This window comes from Aeromicrobium flavum, from assembly GCF_007992115.1.
Lineage (GTDB): Bacteria > Actinomycetota > Actinomycetes > Propionibacteriales > Nocardioidaceae > Aeromicrobium > Aeromicrobium flavum.
Genome location: NZ_BJZQ01000021.1, coordinates 16,489 through 37,721, shown reverse-complemented (window position 1 = coordinate 37,721; position 21,233 = coordinate 16,489). Strand labels below are relative to the sequence as shown.

General features: G+C 72.5%; 21 protein-coding genes. 7 read left to right on the top strand and 14 right to left on the bottom strand.

Annotation, left to right across the window (positions count from 1 at the left end; all coding sequences use genetic code 11):
• Positions 1-149: 149 nt before the first annotated feature.
• Positions 150-1,406 carry a tyrosine--tRNA ligase gene (tyrS, locus tag AFL01nite_RS14420; RefSeq protein ID WP_146828590.1) on the bottom strand — a complete coding sequence of 419 codons (1,257 nt, stop codon included), beginning with the start codon at positions 1,404-1,406 and terminating at the stop codon, positions 150-152.
• 64 nt (positions 1,407-1,470) lie between these two features.
• Positions 1,471-1,851: a universal stress protein gene (locus AFL01nite_RS14415; RefSeq protein WP_186813969.1), complete on the bottom strand. Its 381-nt coding sequence runs from the start codon at positions 1,849-1,851 to the stop codon at positions 1,471-1,473.
• A 64-nt stretch (positions 1,852-1,915) separates the two neighbouring features.
• Here AFL01nite_RS14415 and AFL01nite_RS14410 point away from each other — a divergent pair, with 64 nt between their 5' ends.
• Positions 1,916-2,575: a DsbA family oxidoreductase gene (locus tag AFL01nite_RS14410; protein ID WP_281285745.1), complete on the top strand. Its 660-nt coding sequence runs from the start codon at positions 1,916-1,918 to the stop codon at positions 2,573-2,575.
• Between the two features lie 125 nt (positions 2,576-2,700).
• The gene (locus AFL01nite_RS14405; protein WP_146828584.1) at positions 2,701-3,804 is read left to right on the top strand and encodes an acyltransferase; all 1,104 of its coding nucleotides are present in this window, start codon (positions 2,701-2,703) and stop codon (positions 3,802-3,804) included.
• Between the two features lie 3 nt (positions 3,805-3,807).
• Here AFL01nite_RS14405 and AFL01nite_RS14400 read toward each other — a convergent pair whose 3' ends face one another.
• Genes AFL01nite_RS14400 through AFL01nite_RS14380 form a run of 5 tightly spaced genes read right to left on the bottom strand, consistent with a single transcriptional unit; the run spans position 3,808 to position 7,847 of the window.
• Positions 3,808-4,356: a DNA-3-methyladenine glycosylase gene (locus AFL01nite_RS14400; protein WP_246119735.1), complete on the bottom strand. Its 549-nt coding sequence runs from the start codon at positions 4,354-4,356 to the stop codon at positions 3,808-3,810.
• A 28-nt stretch (positions 4,357-4,384) separates the two neighbouring features.
• Positions 4,385-4,792, bottom strand: a complete 408-nt coding sequence (locus AFL01nite_RS14395) for a universal stress protein (protein ID WP_146828582.1) — start codon at positions 4,790-4,792, stop codon at positions 4,385-4,387.
• A 12-nt stretch (positions 4,793-4,804) separates the two neighbouring features.
• Entirely contained in the window at positions 4,805-6,334 is a 1,530-nt protein-coding gene (locus tag AFL01nite_RS14390) for a tripartite tricarboxylate transporter permease (RefSeq protein WP_146828580.1), read from the bottom strand.
• On the bottom strand, positions 6,334-6,843 hold the full coding sequence (locus AFL01nite_RS14385; RefSeq protein WP_146828579.1) for a tripartite tricarboxylate transporter TctB family protein: 510 nt from the start codon (positions 6,841-6,843) through the stop codon (positions 6,334-6,336). The genes AFL01nite_RS14390 and AFL01nite_RS14385 overlap by 1 nt, the downstream gene beginning before the upstream one ends.
• Positions 6,840-7,847, bottom strand: a complete 1,008-nt coding sequence (locus AFL01nite_RS14380) for a Bug family tripartite tricarboxylate transporter substrate binding protein (RefSeq protein WP_146828577.1) — start codon at positions 7,845-7,847, stop codon at positions 6,840-6,842. The genes AFL01nite_RS14385 and AFL01nite_RS14380 overlap by 4 nt, the downstream gene beginning before the upstream one ends.
• Before the next feature lie 153 nt (positions 7,848-8,000).
• Here AFL01nite_RS14380 and AFL01nite_RS14375 point away from each other — a divergent pair, with 153 nt between their 5' ends.
• The 5 genes from AFL01nite_RS14375 to AFL01nite_RS14355 all read left to right on the top strand — a co-directional run bounded on the left by AFL01nite_RS14375 (position 8,001) and on the right by AFL01nite_RS14355 (position 13,865).
• A complete protein-coding gene (locus AFL01nite_RS14375; protein WP_222593548.1) occupies positions 8,001-9,551 on the top strand; it encodes a sensor histidine kinase in 1,551 nt (516 codons plus the stop codon).
• Positions 9,548-10,210 (top strand): response regulator, encoded by a 663-nt coding sequence (locus tag AFL01nite_RS14370; RefSeq protein WP_146828573.1) that lies wholly within the window; start codon positions 9,548-9,550, stop codon positions 10,208-10,210. Before AFL01nite_RS14375 ends, AFL01nite_RS14370 begins: the two co-directional genes overlap by 4 nt.
• Before the next feature lie 75 nt (positions 10,211-10,285).
• Complete coding sequence (locus AFL01nite_RS14365) at positions 10,286-11,476, top strand: SGNH/GDSL hydrolase family protein (RefSeq protein ID WP_146828571.1); 1,191 nt, start codon at positions 10,286-10,288, stop codon at positions 11,474-11,476.
• 143 nt (positions 11,477-11,619) lie between these two features.
• The gene (locus AFL01nite_RS14360) at positions 11,620-12,891 is read left to right on the top strand and encodes an SGNH/GDSL hydrolase family protein (protein WP_186813968.1); all 1,272 of its coding nucleotides are present in this window, start codon (positions 11,620-11,622) and stop codon (positions 12,889-12,891) included.
• 17 nt (positions 12,892-12,908) lie between these two features.
• A complete protein-coding gene (locus AFL01nite_RS14355) occupies positions 12,909-13,865 on the top strand; it encodes a DUF2804 domain-containing protein (RefSeq protein WP_146828567.1) in 957 nt (318 codons plus the stop codon).
• 3 nt (positions 13,866-13,868) lie between these two features.
• On the opposite strand, the gene argH is transcribed toward AFL01nite_RS14355, so the two are convergent.
• From argH to argC, 7 genes are all read right to left on the bottom strand, one after another.
• Positions 13,869-15,320 (bottom strand): argininosuccinate lyase, encoded by a 1,452-nt coding sequence (gene argH / locus AFL01nite_RS14350; protein ID WP_146828565.1) that lies wholly within the window; start codon positions 15,318-15,320, stop codon positions 13,869-13,871.
• The gene (locus tag AFL01nite_RS14345; RefSeq protein WP_146828563.1) at positions 15,313-15,822 is read right to left on the bottom strand and encodes an arginine repressor; all 510 of its coding nucleotides are present in this window, start codon (positions 15,820-15,822) and stop codon (positions 15,313-15,315) included. The genes argH and AFL01nite_RS14345 overlap by 8 nt, the downstream gene beginning before the upstream one ends.
• A 19-nt stretch (positions 15,823-15,841) precedes the next feature.
• Entirely contained in the window at positions 15,842-16,768 is a 927-nt protein-coding gene (gene argF / locus AFL01nite_RS14340; protein ID WP_146828561.1) for an ornithine carbamoyltransferase, read from the bottom strand.
• Positions 16,769-16,844: 76 nt separating this feature from the next.
• On the bottom strand, positions 16,845-18,068 hold the full coding sequence (locus tag AFL01nite_RS14335; RefSeq protein ID WP_371862841.1) for an acetylornithine transaminase: 1,224 nt from the start codon (positions 18,066-18,068) through the stop codon (positions 16,845-16,847).
• Positions 18,065-19,027 carry an acetylglutamate kinase gene (gene argB, locus AFL01nite_RS14330; RefSeq protein WP_146828559.1) on the bottom strand — a complete coding sequence of 321 codons (963 nt, stop codon included), beginning with the start codon at positions 19,025-19,027 and terminating at the stop codon, positions 18,065-18,067. Before argB ends, AFL01nite_RS14335 begins: the two co-directional genes overlap by 4 nt.
• Positions 19,028-19,036: 9 nt before the next feature.
• Positions 19,037-20,188: a bifunctional glutamate N-acetyltransferase/amino-acid acetyltransferase ArgJ gene (argJ, locus tag AFL01nite_RS14325; RefSeq protein ID WP_146828557.1), complete on the bottom strand. Its 1,152-nt coding sequence runs from the start codon at positions 20,186-20,188 to the stop codon at positions 19,037-19,039.
• Positions 20,185-21,228 (bottom strand): N-acetyl-gamma-glutamyl-phosphate reductase, encoded by a 1,044-nt coding sequence (gene argC, locus AFL01nite_RS14320; RefSeq protein WP_146828555.1) that lies wholly within the window; start codon positions 21,226-21,228, stop codon positions 20,185-20,187. Before argC ends, argJ begins: the two co-directional genes overlap by 4 nt.
• Between the last annotated feature and the right edge of the window lie 5 nt (positions 21,229-21,233).

The following is a 21,233-nucleotide window of genomic DNA, read 5'->3' as shown; positions in this document are numbered from 1 at the left end:
TTCCTGGCGTTAACCGCTTCGGTCTGCGCTCCGCTGCGCTGTTCGGCGCAACAAGAAGAACATTACACACACCGATTCTGATCACGCAAACCGGGGGTCGTGCAACCTGCGTCACACCTGCAATCGCAGGCTTTTCGGCCCGCGGGCCGTCATCCGACGCGAACGCCCGAGACCGAGCGCTTGCCCTTGCGCAGGACCGCCCAGCTGCCGTGCAGCAGCTGCTCGGGGTCGAGGGTCGCGTCGGGGTCGTCGACGCGCTCGTTGTTGACGTACGCTCCCCCGTCGCCGATCGCACGGCGTGCCGCCGACTTGGAGTCCACCAGGCCGGAGGCGATCAGGGCGTCGACGACGGAGGTGCCCGGCTCGACGTCCACCGCACCCGCCTCCCGCAGGGCCGCCGCGAGCGTGGACTCCGGGAGGTCACCGAGCTCGCCTCGCCCGAAGAGGGCACCGGACGCGAGCTCGGCGGCCCTGGTCTCGGCCTCCCCGTGCACGAGGGTCGTGAGCTCGGCCGCGAGCCGGCGCTGGGCCGCACGGGCGCCCGGACGCTCCTCGTGCTCGGTCATCACGGCATCGATCTCGGAGACGGGCAGGAACGTGAACTGCTTGAGGTACTCCCCCACCTTCGAGTCCTCGGCCTGGATCCAGGACTGGTAGAAGGCGTACGGGCTCATCAGCTCGGGGTCGAGCCAGATGGTGCCGCTCTCGGTCTTGCCGAACTTCGTGCCGTCGGCCTTCGTGATGAGCGGCGTGGCCAGCGCGTGCACCTTGCCGCCCTCAGCCCGCCGGATCAACTCGACGCCACCCGTGAGGTTGCCCCACTGGTCGCTGCCCCCCGTCTGGAGGACAGCACCGTGGCGTCGGTACAGCTCGAGGTAGTCCATCGACTGCAGCAGCACGTAGCTGAACTCGGTGTAGCTGATCCCCGACTCGAGCCGGCTGGCCACCACGTCGCGCGCCAGCATCCGGTTGACCGGGAAGTGCTTGCCGATGTCGCGCAGGAAGTCGAGCACGGACATGGGCTGCGTCCAGTCCAGGTTGTTGACGACCGTGGCGCCGTTGTCCCCACCGAACTCGACGAAGCGTGAGACCTGGCCGCGGATCCGCTCGACCCAGTCGGCGACGGTCTCCTTGGAGTTCATGACGCGCTCGCCCGACTCCTTCGGGTCGCCGATGAGGCCGGTCGAGCCGCCGACGAGGATCAGCGGCCGGTTCCCGGCGAGCTGGAGACGGCGGGCGGTGAGCAGCTGCAGCAGGTTGCCGACGTGCAGGCTCGGCGCGGTGGGATCGAAGCCCACGTAGTAGGTGATCGGCCCGGCGTCCATCTCGGCGCGCAGGGCGTCGAGATCGGTCGAGTGCGCGATGAGGCCGCGCGCCTGCAGGTCGTCGATCACGTGGTCGGTCATGGACCGAAGGCTATCGACCCCCACCGGGGTCGCCGAGCGGCGGGAGACCCGTCGCGGCAGGGAATCAGGGCTTGACGGCGATGACCGGCATCGGCGCGTCGAGCAGGATCATCTGCGTGACCCGGCCCATGAGCATCTTGCCCACGGGCGTGCGCTTGCGGATGCCGATGACCAGGCGCTCGGCACCGGCGGCGACGGCCTCGTCGATCACGACGTCGGACACCGACAGGGAGGCCGCGCGGCGGACCTCGTAGTCGATCCCCTCGAGCTCGAACCGCTCGATGAACTCGGAGAGGTCGATCTCCTCGGGCTCGTCGAACTCCGGGTCGATCTCGCTGACGGTGATCACGACGAGCTTCTCGTCGTTCGCCTCGGCCTCGGCTGCGGCCCAGCGGACCGCGGCGCGTCCGTAGTCATCCGGGCGGTACGCGACGGCGATGGTCATGGGCCGAGCGTATCGCGCAGCCGCCGCGGGAATGGCACGACCGTTGCGTGACGTTGTCAACAGCGTGAACAACTCCCCCACGCGCCCGGTCAAGGTCGACATCTGGTCCGACATCGCCTGCCCTTGGTGCTTCATCGGCAAGCGCCGCTTCGAGCGCGCCGTCGCCGACTGGGACGGCGCCGTCGAGGTCGAGTTCCACAGCTTCGAGCTCGCGCCCGACACCCCGGTCGACTTCGAGGGCAGCGAGGTCGACTTCCTCGCGCACCACAAGGGCATGGACCCGGCCCAGGTCGAGCAGATGCTGTCGCAGATGACCGTCATGGCCGCCGAGGAGGGCCTCGCGTACGACTTCGACGCCCTGCGGCACACCAAGACCCTGCTGGCGCACCAGGCCCTGCACTTCGCCAAGGCGCACGGGCTCCAGCGCGAGCTCAAGGAGCGCCTGCTCTCGGCGTACTTCGAGCAGGGCCGCCACGTCGGCCGCGTCGACGAGCTCGTCACGCTCGCGACCGAAGTGGGCCTCGACGGCGACGCCCTGCGTCGCGACCTCGAGGCCGGCACGTTCGCGCCGGACGTCGAGGCCGACATCGCCCAGGCGCGCGCCTACGGCATCGCGGGCGTCCCGTTCTTCGTGTTCGACGGCCGCCTGGGGGTGTCGGGAGCCCAGGCGCCCGAGACGTTCCGCGAGGTGCTCGACCGCGTGGTGGCCGAGGCGTCGGCATGACCGACCCGCTCGAGATCGTCGGCGCGGACGAGGCGCCCGTGTGCGTCGACGGCGTCTGCGCCGTGCCCCCGACGACCGACGGGGCGACCGAGGAGCAGGGGTCCGGCGACCTCTAAGGTGCCGCCATGAGCACCACCGCCACCTCCACGCGGCGTCACGAGCTGGACCACCTGCGCGTCGTGGCGACGTTGGGCGTGATCCTGCTCCACACCGGAGCGGCCGTCGCCGTCGCGTGGAAGGCCTCCGACCCGGACCTGTTCTCGAACTTCAACGTCGGCAACCTCGCCGACGCCGGGGGCCGGTTCGCGGTCAACTGCTTCTTCATGACGTCCGGCGCGCTGCTGCTCGATCCGGTGCGGCGCTTCGTCCTGCGGCCGCAGTTCCTGCGCGTCGCGGTGGCCGCGCTGACCTGGATCGTCATCTACAGCGTCGCCAACATCGCGCTGAACGAGCGCGACCTCCCCGGCGTCGGCGGTCGCCTCTCGGATCCCCTCGGGATGCCCCCGGAGGAGTTCGCCCGCGCGCTGCTGTCCGGGCCCGCGGTGTACCACCTGTGGTTCGTCTACGCGCTGCTCGGCGTCTACCTCGTGGTGCCGCTGCTGCGCGCCGTCACCGACCGTCCCGAGCCCCAGCGCGCGCGGCTCGTCGCGTGGATCCTCGCGCTGTGGCTGATCGCCGACCTCCTCCCCCGCTGGGGGCGCTTCCTGTGGCCGGACGAGTTCCCCGTGATCTACGCGTTGCCGTTCGAGCCGCTGCCCACCGGCTACGTCGGCTTCTTCGTGCTCGGCTTCGCCCTCAGCCACTACCGGGACCGCATCCGGGTGCCGAGCGTCGTCTGGATCCTGGCCGCCCTGGCCGGACTCGCCTGGTGCTTCCTCGAGGTGTGGCACGCGGCCCGCTCGGGCGATCCCGACGTGTTCGCGGCGTACGGCAACTTCAACCCGCCCGTCGTGCTCTACTCGGTGGCCGTCTTCGGCTTCTTCGCCACGCGTCACCGGGGCCCGGGCCCCGTGTGGCCGTTGGTGCGGCGCCTGTCGGAGCTGAGCTTCCGGGTGTACCTGGTCCACGCCCTCGTCCTGCACACCCTGCGCGCCGCGACGGACCTCGGCCCGCTGATCGAGGACCGGCCGGCCGTCGGGCTCCCCGCCGTCTACCTCGCCACCGTCGTCATCTCGGTGGCCGTCGCCTGGCTGCTCGACCTCGTCCGTCCCCTGCGGCGCTGGGTCTGAGCCTCAGGCCCGCGGGTGGCGCCGGTACGCCGAGACCGTGGGATCGTCCTGTGCCCAGAAGCGCCACGGGGCGTCGGCGTTGAGCCGCACGCCCACCCGCGGCCCGGCGACCAGGGTTGGACGGTCGGCGCGCTCCCCCAGGAACACCGGCACGGGATCGAGCAGGTCGGTGCCGAGGTCGAGGCTCGTGATGCCGAGCGCCTTCGTGAGGTTACCCGGACCCCGTCCCAGCGCGTGGTCGGCCACGGGACCCCGACGCTCGCGCGCCAGCTCGATCCCCTCGACGATCTCGCCGGCCCGGATCAGCACCGCGGCGGCCAGCTCGGTCGGGCCCGTGACGACGTTGGCCGCGTGATGGCCGTGGATCCGGTAGACGTAGAGGCGCCACGGCGGGCCGTACATGATCTCCGAGCGGGGTGTCCTCACGTAGGCGTGCGACGCGGGATCCTCGATGCCGCCGTACGCCTCCACCTCGGTGATGCGGGCGACGACGCCGTGTCCGTGCAGGAGTCGCCCGACCAGGTCGCGGGCGCGCTCGACGACTTCGGGCATGCCCGACATCGTAGGCACGCCCGCCGCGTCAGACGGCGTCGGACTCCTCGTTCGGCTTGACCGCGAGGACGGGACACGGGGCGTCGAGGATCACGCGCTGCGCGACGCTGCCCAGCAGCGCCTTGCCCACCGGGCTGCGGTGCCGCACGCCGACCACGATGAGGCTCGCCGCGGCCTCGGCAGCGGCCCGGACGACGCTCTCCGCGACGTCGCGCACCACCTCCTGGCGCACCTCGGCGTCGAGTCCGAGGGTGGCCAGCCGCGCCCGGACCTGCGCGATCTCGTCCTCGTGCGCGAACCGGTCGTCGACGAGGGCGTCCCCGCGGGTGTCGTTGACCACGAGCAGGTGCTCGCCGCGCAACGTCGCCTCCGCGGCGCCGTGCGCCAGCGCCGCCCGTCCGTACCTGTCGGGGCTGTAGCCCACCACGATCGTCATGTCGTCGTCCTCTCAGATGTCGTCCGCGTCGGTCGCCGCGGCCCGGTCGAGCACGCGATCGATCTCGTCCGTGTCGTGCCCACGCCGGCGCCACCCCGCGACCGCCATCACCACGGCGATGACGGCCATGAGGACGTAGACCAGCACGGCGACCGGCTCGCTCCAGAGGGTGCTGATGTCTCCCTGCGAGATGGCCAGGGCCGTGGTCAGCTGCTCCTCGAGGCGGGGTCCGAGGATCACGCCGATGATCAGCGGCAGGACCGGCAGGCCGAACCGCCGCATGGCGAAGCCCAGCAGGCCCAGCACCAGCAGGATGCCCAGGTCGAACGGCTGGAAGTTGACGCTGTACGCGCCGAGCGCGGCGAAGAAGAGGATCCCGGCGTAGAGGTACGGCCGCGGGATGCGCAGCAGCTTCGCCCAGATCGGCGCCATCGGCAGGTTCAGCACGAGCAGCAGCACGTTGGCGATGAAGAGGCTCGCGAGCAGCGCCCAGACCAGCTCGGGCTCGGTGTCCATCAGCTGCGGCCCCGGCTGGATGCCGTAGCTCTGGATCGCCAGCAGCATGACGGCCGCGGTGGCCGTGGTCGGCAGGCCGATCGCGAGCAAGGGGACGAGGGTGCCGGCGGCCGAGGCGTTGTTGGCCGCCTCGGGTCCCGCGACCCCCTCGATCGCGCCCTTGCCGAACTCCTCGGGATGCTTCGTCAGGCGACGCTCGGTGATGTACGACAGGAAGGTCGGGACCTCGGCGCCGCCGGCCGGCAGGGCGCCGAATGGGAACCCGTACGCGGTCCCGCGCAGCCACGGCTTCCACGACCGGCCCCAGTCCGCGCGGCTCATCCACGGTTGGCCGACCGGGATGATCTCGAGCGGCCGGCGACGCAGGTGAGCCGCCACCCAGAGCGCCTCGCCGATCGCGAAGATCGCGACCGCGACGACCACGACGTCGATGCCGTCGGCCAGCTCGGGCCGGCCGAAGGTGAGTCGCGCCTGGCCGGTCTGCGAGCCGACCAGGGCGATGGTCAGGCCGAGGAACAGCGAGATGAACCCGCGCACCTTGGACGAGCCGAGGACCGCGGTGACCGTGAACAGCGCGAACAGCATGATCGCGAAGTAGGACGGCGCCCCCAGCTTCACCACGAGGTCGGCGATGTTCGGCATCAGCACCACCAGCAGTACCGAGCCGATCGTGCCGGCGACGAACGAGCCGATCGCGGCGGTGGCGAGCGCCTGGGCCGCTCGCCCGCCCTTCGCCATCTTGTTGCCCTCGAGGGCGGTGACGACGGACGAGGACTCGCCCGGGGTGTTGAGCAGGATCGACGTCGTCGAGCCGCCGTACATGCCGCCGTAGTAGATGCCGGCGAACATGATCAGCGCTCCGGCGGGATCCACGTTGTAGGTGATCGGCAGCAGCAGGGCCACCGTCATGGCGGGGCCGATGCCCGGCAGCACGCCGACGGCTGTTCCGAGCAGCACGCCGATCACGGCGTACATCAGGTTCTCCGGGGTCAGGGCGTTGGCGAAGCCCTCCATCAGCAGATCCATCAGAGCACTCCGTCCAGGATGCCCGCCGGGATCGGGATGCCCAGACCGACGTAGAAGCCGTACCAGCTGAGCAACGACATCGCGATGCCCACGCCGATGTCGAGCAGGAGCCGGCGGCTGCCCAGGATCCGGGCCGACGCCGCGAACAGGAAGGCGCCCATGATGGCCCAGCCGAGCCAGCCGATCAGCGCGATCACGATGACGATCACCGCGACCAGCTGCAGCAGCGTGGCCCAGTCCAGGCCGCCGCTGAGGTCGACGTCCTCACCCTCCTCGGGCTCGGCGACGTCACCGCGCCACGTCGCGACGGCGAGCAGGCCGCCCAGGACCACGAGGGCCCCGCCGATCGCGTACGAGAACGCGTAGGGCTGGACCGGTTGGTCGGCGAAGCCCGGATCGAGCCCGAGGCCGTCGACGAGCACGACGACCCCGACGAGGCCGACGAAGGCCGCCAGGCCGTACTGGGCGGTGTCCACCCGGCGCGGCGGTGCGGTGGCTGACGTGTTCATGCGAGTCCCAGCTCCTCGAGGGTCGAGGCGACGCGGTCGTTCTGCTCCTCCAGGAAGGTGCCGAACTCGTCGCCGGTGACGAAGTCGTCGGTCCAGCCGTTGCGCTCCAGCGCCTCTCGCCACTCGTCCGTGTCGTGCATGGCGGTCAGCAGCTCGATGTACTCGTCGCGGGTCTGGTCGGAGATGCCCGGCGGCGCGAGCACGCCGCGCCAGTTGATGAAGCTGAAGTCGACGCCCTCCTCCTTGAGCGTGGGGGCGTCGACGGTGTCGAGTCGCTCCTCGCCCGAGACCGCCAGGACGCGCAGGGAGCCGTCCTCGATCTGACCCTCGAACTCGCCCAGCCCCGACATGCCGACCTCGATCTTGGAGCCGAGCAGCGCCGTCGTGAGCGGTCCGCCGCCGTCGTACGTGATGTAGTTGACGTCCCTCGCGTCGATGCCGAGCTCCTGCGCGAGCTGCATCGGGAAGAGGTGGTCGGGCCCGCCGGGCGACGAGCCGCCGCCGATCGTCACGGCGCCCGGGTCCTTCTTCCAGGCGTCCACGAAGTCCTGCACCGTCTCGAAGGGCGAGTCCTTCGGGACGAGGATGCCCTCGGGCTCGGAGACCAGCTGGGCGATCGGGGTGGCCTTGTCGACCGTGGCGTCGGAGCCGTTCGTGAAGACCGAGCCGACGACGCCCAGGCCCATCGTCATCATCAGGTCCTCGGCGCCGCGCTCGTTCATGAGCCGCTGCATCGCGACCGTGCCGCCGGCGCCGATGACGTTCGTGACCTCGAAGCGCCCGGTGAGCTCGTTCTGCTCCAGCGCCCGCACCCCGGCGCGGCCGGTCAGGTCGTAGCCGCCGCCCGGACTGTTCGGGATCATCATGCGCAACCGCCGGTTGCCCGGGTCGTCGCCGTCCTCGCGCGTCACACCGCAGCCGGCCAGCATCGCCACCACCAGTGCCAGTGCCATGGCGATGCCGAGCGCCCGGCCGTGCCGGTCCGTCGTCTCCCACGTGGTCATCGGTCCTCCTCGTGCTCCATCCTGATCATGGGCGCACCTGTGGCGTGGGTCACGATTGCGGACGCAAAGGAGGTTCTGGTCATTGTGGTCAGACGCAGCGTGGCCAGACGGGGCGGAGCATCCGGGCGACGTCACCGCACGTTGGCGGGGCAGGTGCTGCTGCAGCAGCTGGCCGTCGTCGCGGCGGTGCTGATCGTCGTCGCGATCATTTCCTTCCGCCAGAGCACCGCTGCCTTCACCGAGGAGCGCGGGAGTGCCATGCGGTCCGTCGCGGAGTACCTGGCCGGCGGCGAGGTCGTGCGCTCGGCGATCGGAGACCCGGCGGCCACGCGGACCCTCGCTCCGTTCGTCGAGCGTGCCGTGGCGCTGTCGGGAGCGACCGACGTCCTGGTGACCGACGTCGACGGCGTCGTGATCGCCGCGGCCGAGCCGGCGGAGGTCGGCACGAGGATCGACCTCGGCGAGAGCCGCGTGCGCGAGGGCCGCGGCTGGAGCGGCGACCAGCTGCGCGACGGCCGACGGTACGTCACCGCGCACGCCCCCGTGATCGCCGACGACGGCACGCTCGTCGGCATCGCCGTCGCCGCGCAGGCGTACCCGTCCTGGTGGGACCGCGTGACCGACTCGGCGAGCGACCTCGCGCTGTACCTGGGGCTGGGCGCCCTGCTCGGCGGCCTCGGGACGTGGGCCGTGTCGCGCCTGCTGAAGCGACGCACCCGCGGGCTGGCGGGCGACGAGATCGCGACGCTCGCCGACCACCGCTACGCCCTGCTCCACAGCATCCGCGAGGGAGTCGTCGCGGTCGACAACGCCGGCACCGTCACGGTCATGAACGACGCGGCCCGTCGCCTCCTCGACGTCTCGGGCGACCCGGTGGGCCGCCCGATCGACACGCTCGGCCTGGACCCCGAGCTGACGGCGCTGGTCGCCGGCGACGCCGACGCCCGCGACGCGGTGGTGCTGACCGGCGACCGGGTGCTGGTGGTCAACCGGCGCGCCGCCTCCAGCCGCGGCATGGGCATCGGCAGCGTCACGACGATGCGCGACCGCACCGATCTGGTCGAGGTCGAGCAGCAGCTCAGCTCGAACCTGTCGATCAGCGACGCACTGCGCGCGCAGACCCACGAGTTCGCCAACCGGCTGCACACCATCTCCGGACTCGTCGAGCTCGGCGAGTACGACGAGCTCGCGAGCCTGCTGGGCACGCTCACGCGCGAGCGCGCCGTCCTCGACACGAACCTGCGCGAGGCGGTGCAGGACCCGGCCGTCGCCGCGCTCCTGGCAGCCAAGGCCAGCCAGGCGAGCGAGGCGGGACTGCGGCTGCGGATCGACGAGGCGTCCCGCCTCGGGACGCTCGGACCCGACCTGGCCGCCGACCTCACCACCGTGCTGGGCAACCTCGTCGACAACGCGATCGACGCCTGTCGCGCCGGGCACGGGCACCAGGTCGTCGTGCGGCTGACCGAGGAGGACGATGGCACGATCGACGTCGTGGTGAGCGACGACGGGCCCGGCGTGCCGAACCAGATCGCCGGGACGATCTTCTCGCGCGGGTTCTCGACGAAGCCCGAGGTCCTCGGTGGACGCGGCATCGGACTCCCGCTGGTCCGCCTCATCGCGACGCGCCGAGGCGGAGCGGCGACTCTCGACGAGGGCGGCCCCGGAGCGACCTTCCGTGTCCGGCTGCCGGGGAGCGGCACGTGATCAGCGTCCTCGTGGTCGACGACGACTTCATGGTGGCGCGGATCCACGAACGGTTCGTGCAGCGCACGGACGGCTTCGAGGTGGCCGGGACCGCCGGCACCGGCGCGGAGGCGCCCCGAGCTGTCGCTGACCTCTCCCCCGACCTGGTACTGCTCGACGTGCACCTGCCCGACATGGACGGCATCGAGGTCCTGCGCTCGCTGCGCGCGGCCGGGCACGGGGTGGGCGTCATCATGGTCACCGCCGAGCGCGACGCGGGCATCGTCCGTGCGGCCCTGCTCGGCGGCGCCCAGCAGTACCTGGTGAAGCCGTTCGAGTACCCCGAGCTGGCTGAGCGGCTGCGGGCGGTCGCCCGATCGCTGACGGCGCTGCGCACCGAGTCCGAGCCCGATCAGTCGGCGATCGACCGCGCGTTCGGTGGCGGGCGCGGCGGTGCCACGCCCCTGCCCAAGGGCCTGAGCGCCGAGACGGCGGCGTCACTGCTCACGGCGCTGGCCGGCGGCGGCGAGGTCTCGGCCGCGGAGGCGGCGGAGCGGGTGGGCCTGTCCCGCGTCACCGCCCGCCGCTACCTCGAGCACTTCGTCTCCACGGGCCGCGCGACGGTCCGGCTCCGCTACGGCACGGCCGGGCGCCCGGAGCGCCGCTACCTGCTGGACTGAGCCGTCGGCCACTCAGTGATAGCGTCGCCACACCCGACGTGACGCGCGTCACAGTGGAGCCCTGGAGGAGTACCCGTGTCCCGTTCCACCCCTCGCATTCCGGCCGCCCTCGCGGCGCTGGCCCTCGCCGCCGGCCTCGTCGCCGCCACCCCCGCCTCCGCCTCCGAGCGCGCCCGTTCGTCGGGCGGCACCGCTCCGGTGGCGACGGAGCGTTACGTCGCGCTCGGCGACTCGTTCGTCTCGGGTCCGGGCATCCCCCAGCAGCTCGACGGCTGCTACCGCAGCGACAAGAACTTCGTGCGCCTCGTCGCCGCCGACCTGAGGATCGCGTCGTTCACCGACGCGAGCTGCAGCGCCGCCCTCGCGACCCACTACTGGAACCCCCAGACCCTCGGCGGGTACACCAACCCGGCGCAGCTCGACGCCCTCGACCGCGACACCACGCTCGTCACGCTCGGCACGATGGGCGGCAACGACGTCGGCCTGGTCGGCCTGGCCAACACCTGCATCAGCCAGGGGTGCAGCACGCTCGACCCGACTCCGTTCCACGCGGCGATCGACGCGCTGGTCCCGGTGTACCGCCAGTCGATCGAGGACGTGCGCGAGCGGTCGCCGCGCGCCGACATCGTCGCCGTGGGCTACGGCACCTACGTCCCGCGCGAGCGCTGCGCGGCCCTGGGCAACGCCACCGAGGCCGACCTGGCCTTCCTGCAGGGGATGATCGACCGCCTCAGCGACACGATCGGACAGGTCGCACGGCAGGAGCGGATCTCGTTCGTCGACATGCGCACGATCGAGGGCTGGCAGGACCACTCGGCGTGCGCACCGCCCGAGGAGCAGTGGGTCCGCGGTCTCGCCACCTACAACGACGGCGCGCCGCTGCACCCCTCGACTGCTGGCATGGCGCAGATGGCGGCCATGGCCCTCGAGACCATCGAGCCCCTGGTCACCGCGCGACGCGCCGCCGAGCGCCGGGTCGCCGCCGCAGCCCGCACCGTGCGCCTGCGCGCCGTCTGCCACGGCCCGAAGCGCAACCCGCGCGTCACCCTTCGCGTCACGGGCGGACGGGGACTCGTGGCCGGTGCGCACTTCCGCATCGGTCGCACGTCCGTCGGCAGCGACGTACGGGCGCCGTACGCCGTCACCCGCACCGTGAAGTCGCTGCGCGGGGCCCGCGGCAGGATCAGCGCCAAGGTGGTGCTGCGCCACGGCAAGGTCGTCCGTGCCACCTCGGTGACGGCGAAGCAGCCGCGCTGCCTGCGCTGACCCGCTGAGCCCTCAGGGCCGCCGCTCCCCCGGGGCGGCGGCCCTGTCGCGTGCCTGGACCGGCTGTTGGCGAATTCGGCCCAGTCACAGCCGTCACACGGGTATCCTCAAGTCACAGGCTGCGCGACGCGAGAGGACCGACCGTGACCCTCCCCCGACGCCGTGCCGTGGGCATCGCTCTCGCGACGGCCCTGGCCACGAGCCTGCTCACCACCCACGCCCCCGCGCGCGCGTCCGAGGCGGGCGTCACGCGGGTGTGGGACCGCGGCACGAGCGGAGAGCACTTCGTCGCCCTGGGCGACTCGTTCACCGCCGGACCCGGCATCGGCCCCGTGCGGAACGTCGGCTGCGGACGCAGCGAGCGGAACCTCGCCACCCTCGTCGCCACCGCCCTCGAGGTCGCCACGTTCACCGACGCCAGCTGCAGTGCGGCGAGGACGACGCACTACTGGGAGCCCCAACAGGCCAACGCGACCCTGAACCCGGCGCAGCTCGAGGCCCTGGCACCGGACACGACGCTCGTGACGATCGGCCCGATGGGCGGCAACGACGTGGACCTGCCGGGGCTGGCCTGGCGCTGCCTCACCGACGGGTGCAGCAGCGAGCCGATCGCGCCCGTGAACGCTCAGATCGACGCTCTCCGTCCCGTGTACCGGGCCGTGGTGGCGGACGTGCGCCGGCGCGCTCCCCGCGCCCGGATCGTGGCCGTCGGCTACGGGGTCATGGTGCCCGAGCGGGCGTGTGAGCAGCTGGGGAACGCCTCGGTCGCCGACCTCGCCCGCCTCCAGGGCGTGGCCGACCGCGTGAGTGACACCATCGCGGCGGTCGCCGCGGACGAGGGGCTCACCTTCGTCGACCTGCGCGCGATCGACGGCTGGGACGACCACTCCGCGTGCGCCCCGCCCGCGGACCAGTGGATCCGCGGCCTCGAGGCCCTCGAGGACGGCGGGGCGCCCGTGCACCCCTCGGCGCTCGGGATGACGCAGATGGCGGCGAAGGTCCTGGCGACGATCCGTCCGGAGGCCGTCGACGAGAGGCCCGACCCCGGCACCTCGCCCGTACCGAAGCCCATCCCGCCGAGGTCAGGGCCCGTGCAGCCCGTCACCTCCGCACAACGCGTCGGCGCTGCCGTCCCGACGCTGCGACTGCGAGCCGTCTGCACCGGCTCGGGCGCGCGGAAGCAGCTGACCGCTCGGGTGAGCGGCGGGCACGGACTCGTCACCCGCACGAGCCTGCGGGTGGGCCGCCGCTGGGTCGCGACCGATCGCCGTGCGCCGTTCTCCGTGGCCCGGAAGGTGACGTTCCTGAAGAGGAAGCAGGCCCGCGGCACGGTCCGCGCGACGGTCACGGTCCGACACGGCCGCGCGGTCCGTACCGTCGCCCTGACCTCGAAGCGTCCGGGCTGCCTGCGCTGACCCCTAGGCTTCGTGCCATGCCTGAGATCGCCGAGCCCGTCGACCTCGCGGTCGGCCGCCGGCTGAACCCCGAGGCGGTCGGCTGGAGCCGCCGCGCGCTGCACCGCACGGACCTCCCCCGCACCGGCCGCGTGAAGCGCTGGGAGTACTGGGGCATCATGACGCGCCGCTTCGTCCTCGGTCTCACGATCGCCGACCTCGACTACGCGAACCTGACGCAGATCTACGCGTACGACCGCATGCGCCACCACGAGGTCAGCCTCGACACGACCGGGCTCGGACCCCTGCGGCCCGGCCTGCCGGACGGGCTGCCCCCGATCACCGCCACCAGCGGTCCGCTGACCTTCTCCGACCACGGCCGGGGCACCCGCATCCGCGTCGAGCACGAGCGGGTCAAGGTGGCCCTGGAGGCCGTGGGCGGCGACGACGGCCTCGGCGTCGTCGTGCCGTGGAGCCCGCGACGCTTCCAGTACACGCTGAAGGAGCTGGCCCGCCCCCTCAGCGGCACGATCGAGGTCGACGGCGAGCGCGAGGCCGTCGTCGCCGGATGGGGTGTCCTCGATCGCGGCCGCGGGGTGTGGCCCTACCGGATGACGTGGAACTGGGGCGCCGGCAGCGGCGACGTGGCGGGACGACGGCTCGGGCTGCAGGTGGGCGGCAAATGGACCGACGGCACCGGCCAGACCGAGAACGGCCTGTTCGTCGACGGGCGCCTGCACCACTGGGATGACGACCTCGCGTGGGAGTACGACCTCGAGGACCCCACGTCGACCTGGACCGTCACCGGACCCGACGTCGAGGCCGTCCTCACGCCCTTCCACCGCCGCGTCGCGTCGACCAACGCGGGCGTCATCGCCTCGCGCACGCACCAGGCGTTCGGCCGCTGGTCGGGCTGGGCCCGCGGCGGGCGGGGCATCGAGTACCGGCTGGATGGCCTGCTCGGCTGGGCCGAGCAGGCGCACAACCGCTGGTGAGCCTCAGAGCCGGGCGCGCAGCTCGGCCAGCTGCTCGGTGACCCGCGACTGCGCCGTGCCGCCGCGACCGTCGCGCGAGGCGATCGAGCCCGCGACGGTGAGCACCTCGCGCACTCCCCCGGGCCCGGAGGCGCCGGACAGGTGCGGCGAGAGCTCGGCGAAGTCGTCGTCGGTGAGGTCCCACAGCTCGATGCCGCGCTCCTCGCACACCCGCACGCAGGCGCCCGAGAGCTCGTGGGCGACCCGGAACGGCACGCCCTCGCGGACGAGCCACTCGGCGATGTCGGTGGCCAGCGCGAACCCCTGCGGGGCCAGGTCGGCCATCCGCGCGGTGTTGAACTCCAGCGTGGCGACCATTCCCGTGAACGCCGGCAGCAGGACCTCGAGCGTGTCGATCGAGTCGAAGACCGGCTCCTTGTCCTCCTGCAGGTCGCGGTTGTACGCCAGCGGCAGCGCCTTGAGCGTGGCCAGCAGGCCGGACACGTTGCCGATCAGGCGACCGGCCTTGCCGCGCGCCAGCTCGGCGATGTCGGGGTTCTTCTTCTGCGGCATGATGCTCGACCCGGTGGAGTACCCGTCGTGCAGCGTGACGAAGTCGAACTCCTTGGTGTTCCAGATGATGATCTCCTCGGCGAGCCGCGAGACGTCGACACCGATCTGGGCGGCGACGAACGCGAACTCCGAGACGAAGTCGCGCGACGAGGTGCCGTCGATCGAGTTGGCGGCCGAGCCGGTGAAGCCGAGGTCGGACGCGACGGCCTCGGGGTCGAGGCCCAGCGACGATCCGGCCAGGGCACCCGAGCCGTAGGGCGACTCGGCGCCCACGCGGGCGTCCCACTCGCGCAGGCGGTCGAGGTCGCGCACGAGCGGCCAGGCGTGGGCCAGCAGGTGGTGCGAGAGCAGCACGGGCTGGGCGTGCTGCAGGTGCGTGCGGCCGGGCATCGGGGCCCCGAGGTGCCGCTCGGCCTGGCCCGCGATCGCCTCGACGAGCTCGCGCAGGAGCCGCGCCACCTGCCGGGCGTGGTCGCGCAGGTAGGCGCGGAAGAGCGTGGCGACCTGGTCGTTGCGTGACCGGCCGGCGCGCAGGCGGCCACCGAGGTCGGCGCCGAGGCGCTCCATCAGGCCGCGCTCGAGCGCGGAGTGGACGTCCTCGTCGCCGGGCTCCGGACGGAAGGCACCGGACCGCACGTCGCCGTCGAGGGCGGCGATGCCGTCCATCATGGCGGCGTGGTCGTCGTCGGTGAGCAGGCCGGCCGCGTGCAGCACCCGGGCGTGGGCCCGCGAGCCGGCCAGGTCGTACGGGGCCAGCCGCCAGTCGAAGTGGGTCGAGCGCGAGAGCTCGGTCAGCTCCGGCGACGGTCCGGACGCGAACCGTCCGCCCCACAGCCGCGAGTCGGCGGGCTCGACGTCGCCGGAGGCGGGCACGGCGGGCGTCAGGTCGTCAGAGTCAGTCATCGGTGGGCACCTTACGGGCGAGGGAGGTGAGGTGGGCGGCGAGGGCCTCGCCACCGGACGGGTCGCGGGCGATCAGCATGACGGTGTCGTCGCCGGCGATCGTGCCGAGCGTCTCGGTCATCTGCACGTGGTCGATCGCGGAAGCCAGGAACTGGGCGGCGCCGGGTGGGGTGCGCAGCACGACGAGGTTCGCGGACGACTGCGCCGAGACGAGCAGCTCGCGCAGCAGTCGCTGGAGGCGGGTCTGGGCGGCCGACGAGTCGGACGCGGCGCGGGCACTGCGGTCGCCGCCCTCACCGGGGACGGCGTAGACGAGCGTGCCGTTGCCCTGCCGCACGCGCACGGCGTCCAGCTCGTCGAGGTCGCGCGAGACGGTGGAGGCGGTGGCCGTCACGCCGCGCTCGCGCAGCAGGTCGACGAGCTCACCCTGCGAGTGCACGTCGTACGAGCCCAGCAGCTCGACGATCAGCTGCTGGCGGGCCGTCTTCGTCGCCGGGATCACGGGCGGGCCCCGCTCGTGGTCATGCCCGCTCCAGCAGCCAGGTCAGGATCGCCTTCTGGGCGTGGACGCGGTTCTCGGCCTCGTCCCACACGACCGACTGCGGTCCGTCGATCACGTCGGCGGCGATCTCGAGCCCGCGGTACGCCGGCAGGCAGTGCAGCACGATGGCGTTGGACGCGGCGTGCGCGAGCAGCTCGGACGTCACGGAGTAGTCGCCGAACAGGGCGACCCGCTCGGCCTTCTCGTCCTCCTGGCCCATCGAGACCCACGTGTCGGTGATGACGACGTCGGCGCCCTCGACCGCAGCGACGGGATCCTTCGTGATCGTCACCGAGCCGCCCGTCGTCGCGGCGACCCGCTCGGCGTCGGCCACGATCGCCGCGTCGGGCTGGAAGCCCTCGGGAGCGCCCACGCGCACGTGCATCCCGGCGGTGGCGCCGCCGAGCACGTACGAGTGGCCCATGTTGTTGGCACCGTCGCCGACGTAGGCGACCGTCAGCCCGGCGAGGGCGCCCTTGTGCTCGATCACGGTGAGCCAGTCGGCCAGGATCTGGCACGGGTGGAAGTCGTCGGACAGCGCGTTGACGACCGGCACGCCGGCGTACTGCGCCATCTGCTCGAGGCCGTCCTGGGCGTAGGTGCGCCAGACCACGGCACTGGCCATCCGGCCGAACACGCGCGCGGTGTCGGCGATCGGCTCGCCGCGCCCCACCTGTGTGACGCCGGTGTCCATCACGACCGGGTTGCCGCCCAGGTCGGCGACGCCGACGGCGAAGGACACCCGGGTGCGGGTGGAGGACTTGTCGAAGAGCACGACGACCGACTGCGGACCGGCCAGCGGCCGGCGCGAGTACGGCTCCGCCTTGAGCTCGGCGGCGAGCGCCAGGACCTCGGCCTGCTCGGCCGGGCTCAGGTCGTCGTCGCGCAGGAAGTGCCGCACCGTCATGACGCCACCCCCGAGAAAAGTGCAGTATGCGTGGGCGACGTCATGCCCATGCCCGTGTTCACTCGCTGGCGCTCGCTCATGACAGCACCTCGTCGATCACGGCGCTCAGGGTCCGGACCGCGTCGGCGGCCTCGTCCTCGGTCAGGACGAGGGGTGGCGCGAGCCGCAGCCGGTCGGGCGTCGGGGCGTTGACGATGAGGCCGGCGTCGAGCGCGGCGCGCTGCACGTCGGCCGACCGCGGCTCGCTCAGCACGATGCCCCGGAGGAGACCCCGGCCGGTGACCGACTCGACGCGCGCATTGGCGCCGAGGCCGGCGGCGAGCTGGTCGCCGCGGCTGCGCGTGGCGGTCAGGAGGTCGTCCTTCTCGATCGTCGAGATCACGGCGAGGCCCGCCGCGGTGGCGACCGGGTTGCCGCCGAACGTCGTGCCGTGGTTGCCGGGGCCCAGCAGCGTGGCGGCCTCGCCGAGCGCGACGAGCGCGCCGATCGGGATGCCGCCGCCGAGGCCCTTGGCGAGCGTCACGAGGTCGGGCCGGACGCCCGAGGGCGAGTGCCCGAACCAGTCGCCCGTGCGGCCGATGCCGGTCTGGACCTCGTCGAGCCACAGCAGGGCGCCGTGCTTGGTGGTGATGCGACGGGCCGCGGCGAGGTAGTCGTCCGGCGGCACGAGGACGCCGGCCTCGCCCTGGATCGGCTCGAGGATGACCGCGGCCACGGTCTCGTCGACCGCCGCGGCGAGAGCGTCGGCGTCACCGAAGGGCACCCACCGCACGTCGCCGGGCAGCGGCTCGAACGGCTCGCGGTACGCGGCCTTCGACGTCAGCGCGAGCGCGCCCATCGACCGGCCGTGGAACGAGCCCTCGGCCGCGACGATCGTGGTGCGCCCGGTGCGCCGGGTGGCCTTGAACGCGGCCTCGTTGGCCTCGGTGCCGGAGTTGGCGAAGAACACGCGCCCCCCGGCCTCGCCCGCGTCGAGCAGCTCCAGCAGCCTCTCGGCCAGCTCGATCTGCGGCGCCGACGCAAAGAAGTTGCTGATGTGCCCGAGGGTCTGCAGCTGGGTGGTGACCGCCTCGAGGATCGCCGGGTGCCCGTGGCCGAGCGCGTTGACGGCGATGCCCGCCAGCAGGTCGAGGTACCGGTTGCCGTCGGCGTCCCACACGTGCGAGCCCTCGCCGCGGACGAGGATCCGCTGCGGGTCGCCGAACGTGTTCATGACCGCGCCGCGGTACCGCTCGGTCCACTGCGGTCCGCCCGGACGGGGCTCGCGCCCGTGGATGACGACTCCTTCGGGAAGATTCACGACGTCTCCTTCGCGCTGGTCGTGTAGAGGGCCGACCGGATCTTGGTCTGGGCGCCGTCGAGCACCTGGGTGCCGACGCCCTCGTCGGTGAAGATCTCCAGCAGCACGGCGTGCTCCTCGCGCCCGTCGACCACCGTGGCGCGCTTGACGCCGCCGCGGACGGCCTTCAGGCACGCGGTCATCTTGGGGATCATGCCGCTGGCCAGCGACGGCAGGATCGCCTCGAGCGACTCGGGGCTGATCTCGCCGATGACGTCCGAGCTGGTCGGCCAGTCGGCGTACAGGCCCTCGACGTCGGTGAGCACCAGCAGCTTCTCGGCGCCGAGCGCCACCGCGAGCGCGGACGCCGCGGTGTCGGCGTTGACGTTGAGGACCTGGCCGTCGGCGTCCGGCGCGATCGTCGAGACGACGGGGATCCGCCCGGCGTCGATCAGGTCGACGACGGCCTCGGGGCGGACGCCCACGACCTCGCCGACCAGCCCGACGTCGACCGGCTCGCCGTCGACGATCGGCTGCGTGCGCTCGGCACGGAACAGGCCGCCGTCCTCACCCGAGAGGCCGACCGCCAGGTCGCCGTGCGTGTTCAGCAGGCCGACCAGCTCAGGACCGACCTGGCCCTTGAGCACCATCCGGACGACCTCCATCGCCTCGGGGGTGGTGACGCGCAGGCCGCCGCGGAACTCCGACTCGATCTGCAGCCGCTCGAGCATCGCGCTGATCTGCGGACCTCCGCCGTGCACGACGACCGGCTTGAAGCCGGCCAGCCGCAGGAACACGATGTCCTCGGCGAAGGCGCGCTTGAGCCGCTCGTCGGTCATGGCGTTGCCGCCGTACTTCACCACGACGACCTTGCCGTGGTACGCCTTCAGCCACGGCAGCGCGTGCGCCAGCGTCGCGGCCTTGTTCGTCGCGGCGGCCCAGGCCTCGGGCTCCCACTGCTTCAGTTCGTTGTCGCTCATCGCTGGTCCTCAGCTGGAGTAGGCGGAGTTCTCGTAGACGTAGGCCTGCGTCAGGTCGTTCGTCCAGATCGTCGCGGACGCGTCGCCGGCCTTGAGGTCGATCGTGACCGTGACCGACCGGGGCTCGAGGTCGACCAGGTCGATCGACTCACCGACGCCCGACTGACGGCACACCCAGACGTCGTTGATCGCCACGTCGAGGTCGAGCGGGTCGAACGCGGCGCTCGTCGTGCCCGCCGAGGCCAGGATGCGGCCCCAGTTCGGGTCCTTGCCGAAGATCGCGCACTTGAACAGGTTGCTGCGGGCGACCGACCGGCCGACCTCCAGCGCGTCGGCCTCGCTCGCGGCGTTGACGGTCGTGATCGCGATCTCGTGGTCGGCGCCCTCGGCGTCGGCCAGCAGCTGCATCGCCAGGTCGCGGCACACCGTCGTGAGCGCCTCGGTGAACGCGGCGACGTCGGGCGCGACCCCGGACGCACCGGACGCCATCAGCAGCACCGTGTCGTTCGTGGACTGGCAGCCGTCGGAGTCGAGCCGGTCGAAGGTCGCGGCGGACGCCGACCGCAGCGCCGTGTCGAGCGTGGCGGAGTCGAGGTCGGCGTCGGTCGTGATGACGACGAGCATCGTGGCCAGCGCCGGCGCGAGCATGCCCGCGCCCTTGGCCATGCCGCCGATCACCCAGCCGTCGCCCTGCACGACGGACTGCTTGCTGACCGTGTCGGTGGTCATGATCGCCGTGGCCGCGTCCGACCCGCCCTCGGGCGAGAGCGCCGCGACGGCGGCATCGACGCCGGCCAGCACCTTCGGCTCGTCCAGCAGCCGGCCGATGAGACCCGTGGAGCAGACCTGGACGTCGATCGCGCCCAGGCCGAGCTGCTCGGCGACGCGCTCGGCGGTGCGGTGGGTGGCGGCGAAGCCCTCGGGGCCGGTGTAGCAGTTGGCGCCGCCGGAGTTGAGCACGATCGCGCGGGCGGTGCCGCCCCGGATCGCCTGCTCGCTCCACAGCACCGGGTGGGCCTTGCAGCGGTTCGAGGTGAAGACGGCCGCGGCGGCGGCCGACGGCCCGTCGTTGACGACGAGCGAGATGTCGGGCTTGCCCGAGTCCTTCAGGCCGGCGGTGACGCCCGCGGCCCGGAAGCCCTGCGAAGCTGTGACGCTCATGGTGCGACTCCGATCGTGGTGAGTCCGGTGGTCTCGGGAAGTCCGAGCGCGAGGTTCATCGACTGGATCGCGCCGCCGGCAGTGCCTTTGACGAGGTTGTCGATGGCGGTGACGGTGACGAGGCGACCGACGCGCTCGTCGACCGCGACCTGCACGAGCGCGGTGTTGGCGCCCAGGGTGGCCGCCGTCGTGGGCCACTGGCCCTCGGGCAGCAGGTGCACGAACGGCTCCTCGCCGTAGGCCTCCTCGTAGGCGGCGCGGACGGACGCCGCGCCGGCCCCGGCGGCCAGCTTCGCCGTCGCGGTCGCCAGGATCCCCCGGGCCATCGGCACGAGCGTCGGCGTGAACGAGATGGTCACCTCGTCGGCGCCGGCGCGCGTCAGGTTCTGGGCAATCTCGGGGATGTGCCGGTGGCTGCCGCCGACGCCGTAGGGCGACGCGGAGCCGAGGCCCTCGGACGCGAGCAGGTGCGGCTTGAGCGCCTTGCCCGCGCCGGAGAACCCGTTGGCCAGCACGGCCACGAGGTCGGTCGGCTCGACGAGCCCTGCCGCGACGGCCGGCTGCAGGCCCAGCGTCACCGCGGTGACGTTGCAGCCGGGCACGGCCACCCGCCGCGCGCCGGGCAGGGCGTCGCGCTGCCGCGCGCCCGGGCCGGTGATGAGCTCGGGCATCCCGTACGGCCAGGTGCCCGCGTGCTCGCCGCCGTAGTAGGCGGCCCAGTCGTCGGAGCTCTCGAGCCGGTGGTCGGCCCCGCAGTCGATGACGAGCACGTCGTCGGGCAGCTGCGCCGCGACCGCGCCCGAGTGCCCGTGCGGCAGCGCCAGGAACACGACGTCGTGACCCGCGAGGTTCTCGGGGGTCGTCTCGGCGACCACGCGGTCGGCCAGCGGCAGCAGGTGCGGCTGGTGCTGGCCGAAGCGCGAGCCCGCGCTGGAGCCGGCGGTGAGCGCGCCGATCTCGGCGTCGGGGTGCTGCAGCAACAGCCGCAGCACCTCGCCGCCGGCGTACCCCGTGGCCCCGGTGACGGCAACCTTGATCATGGCGA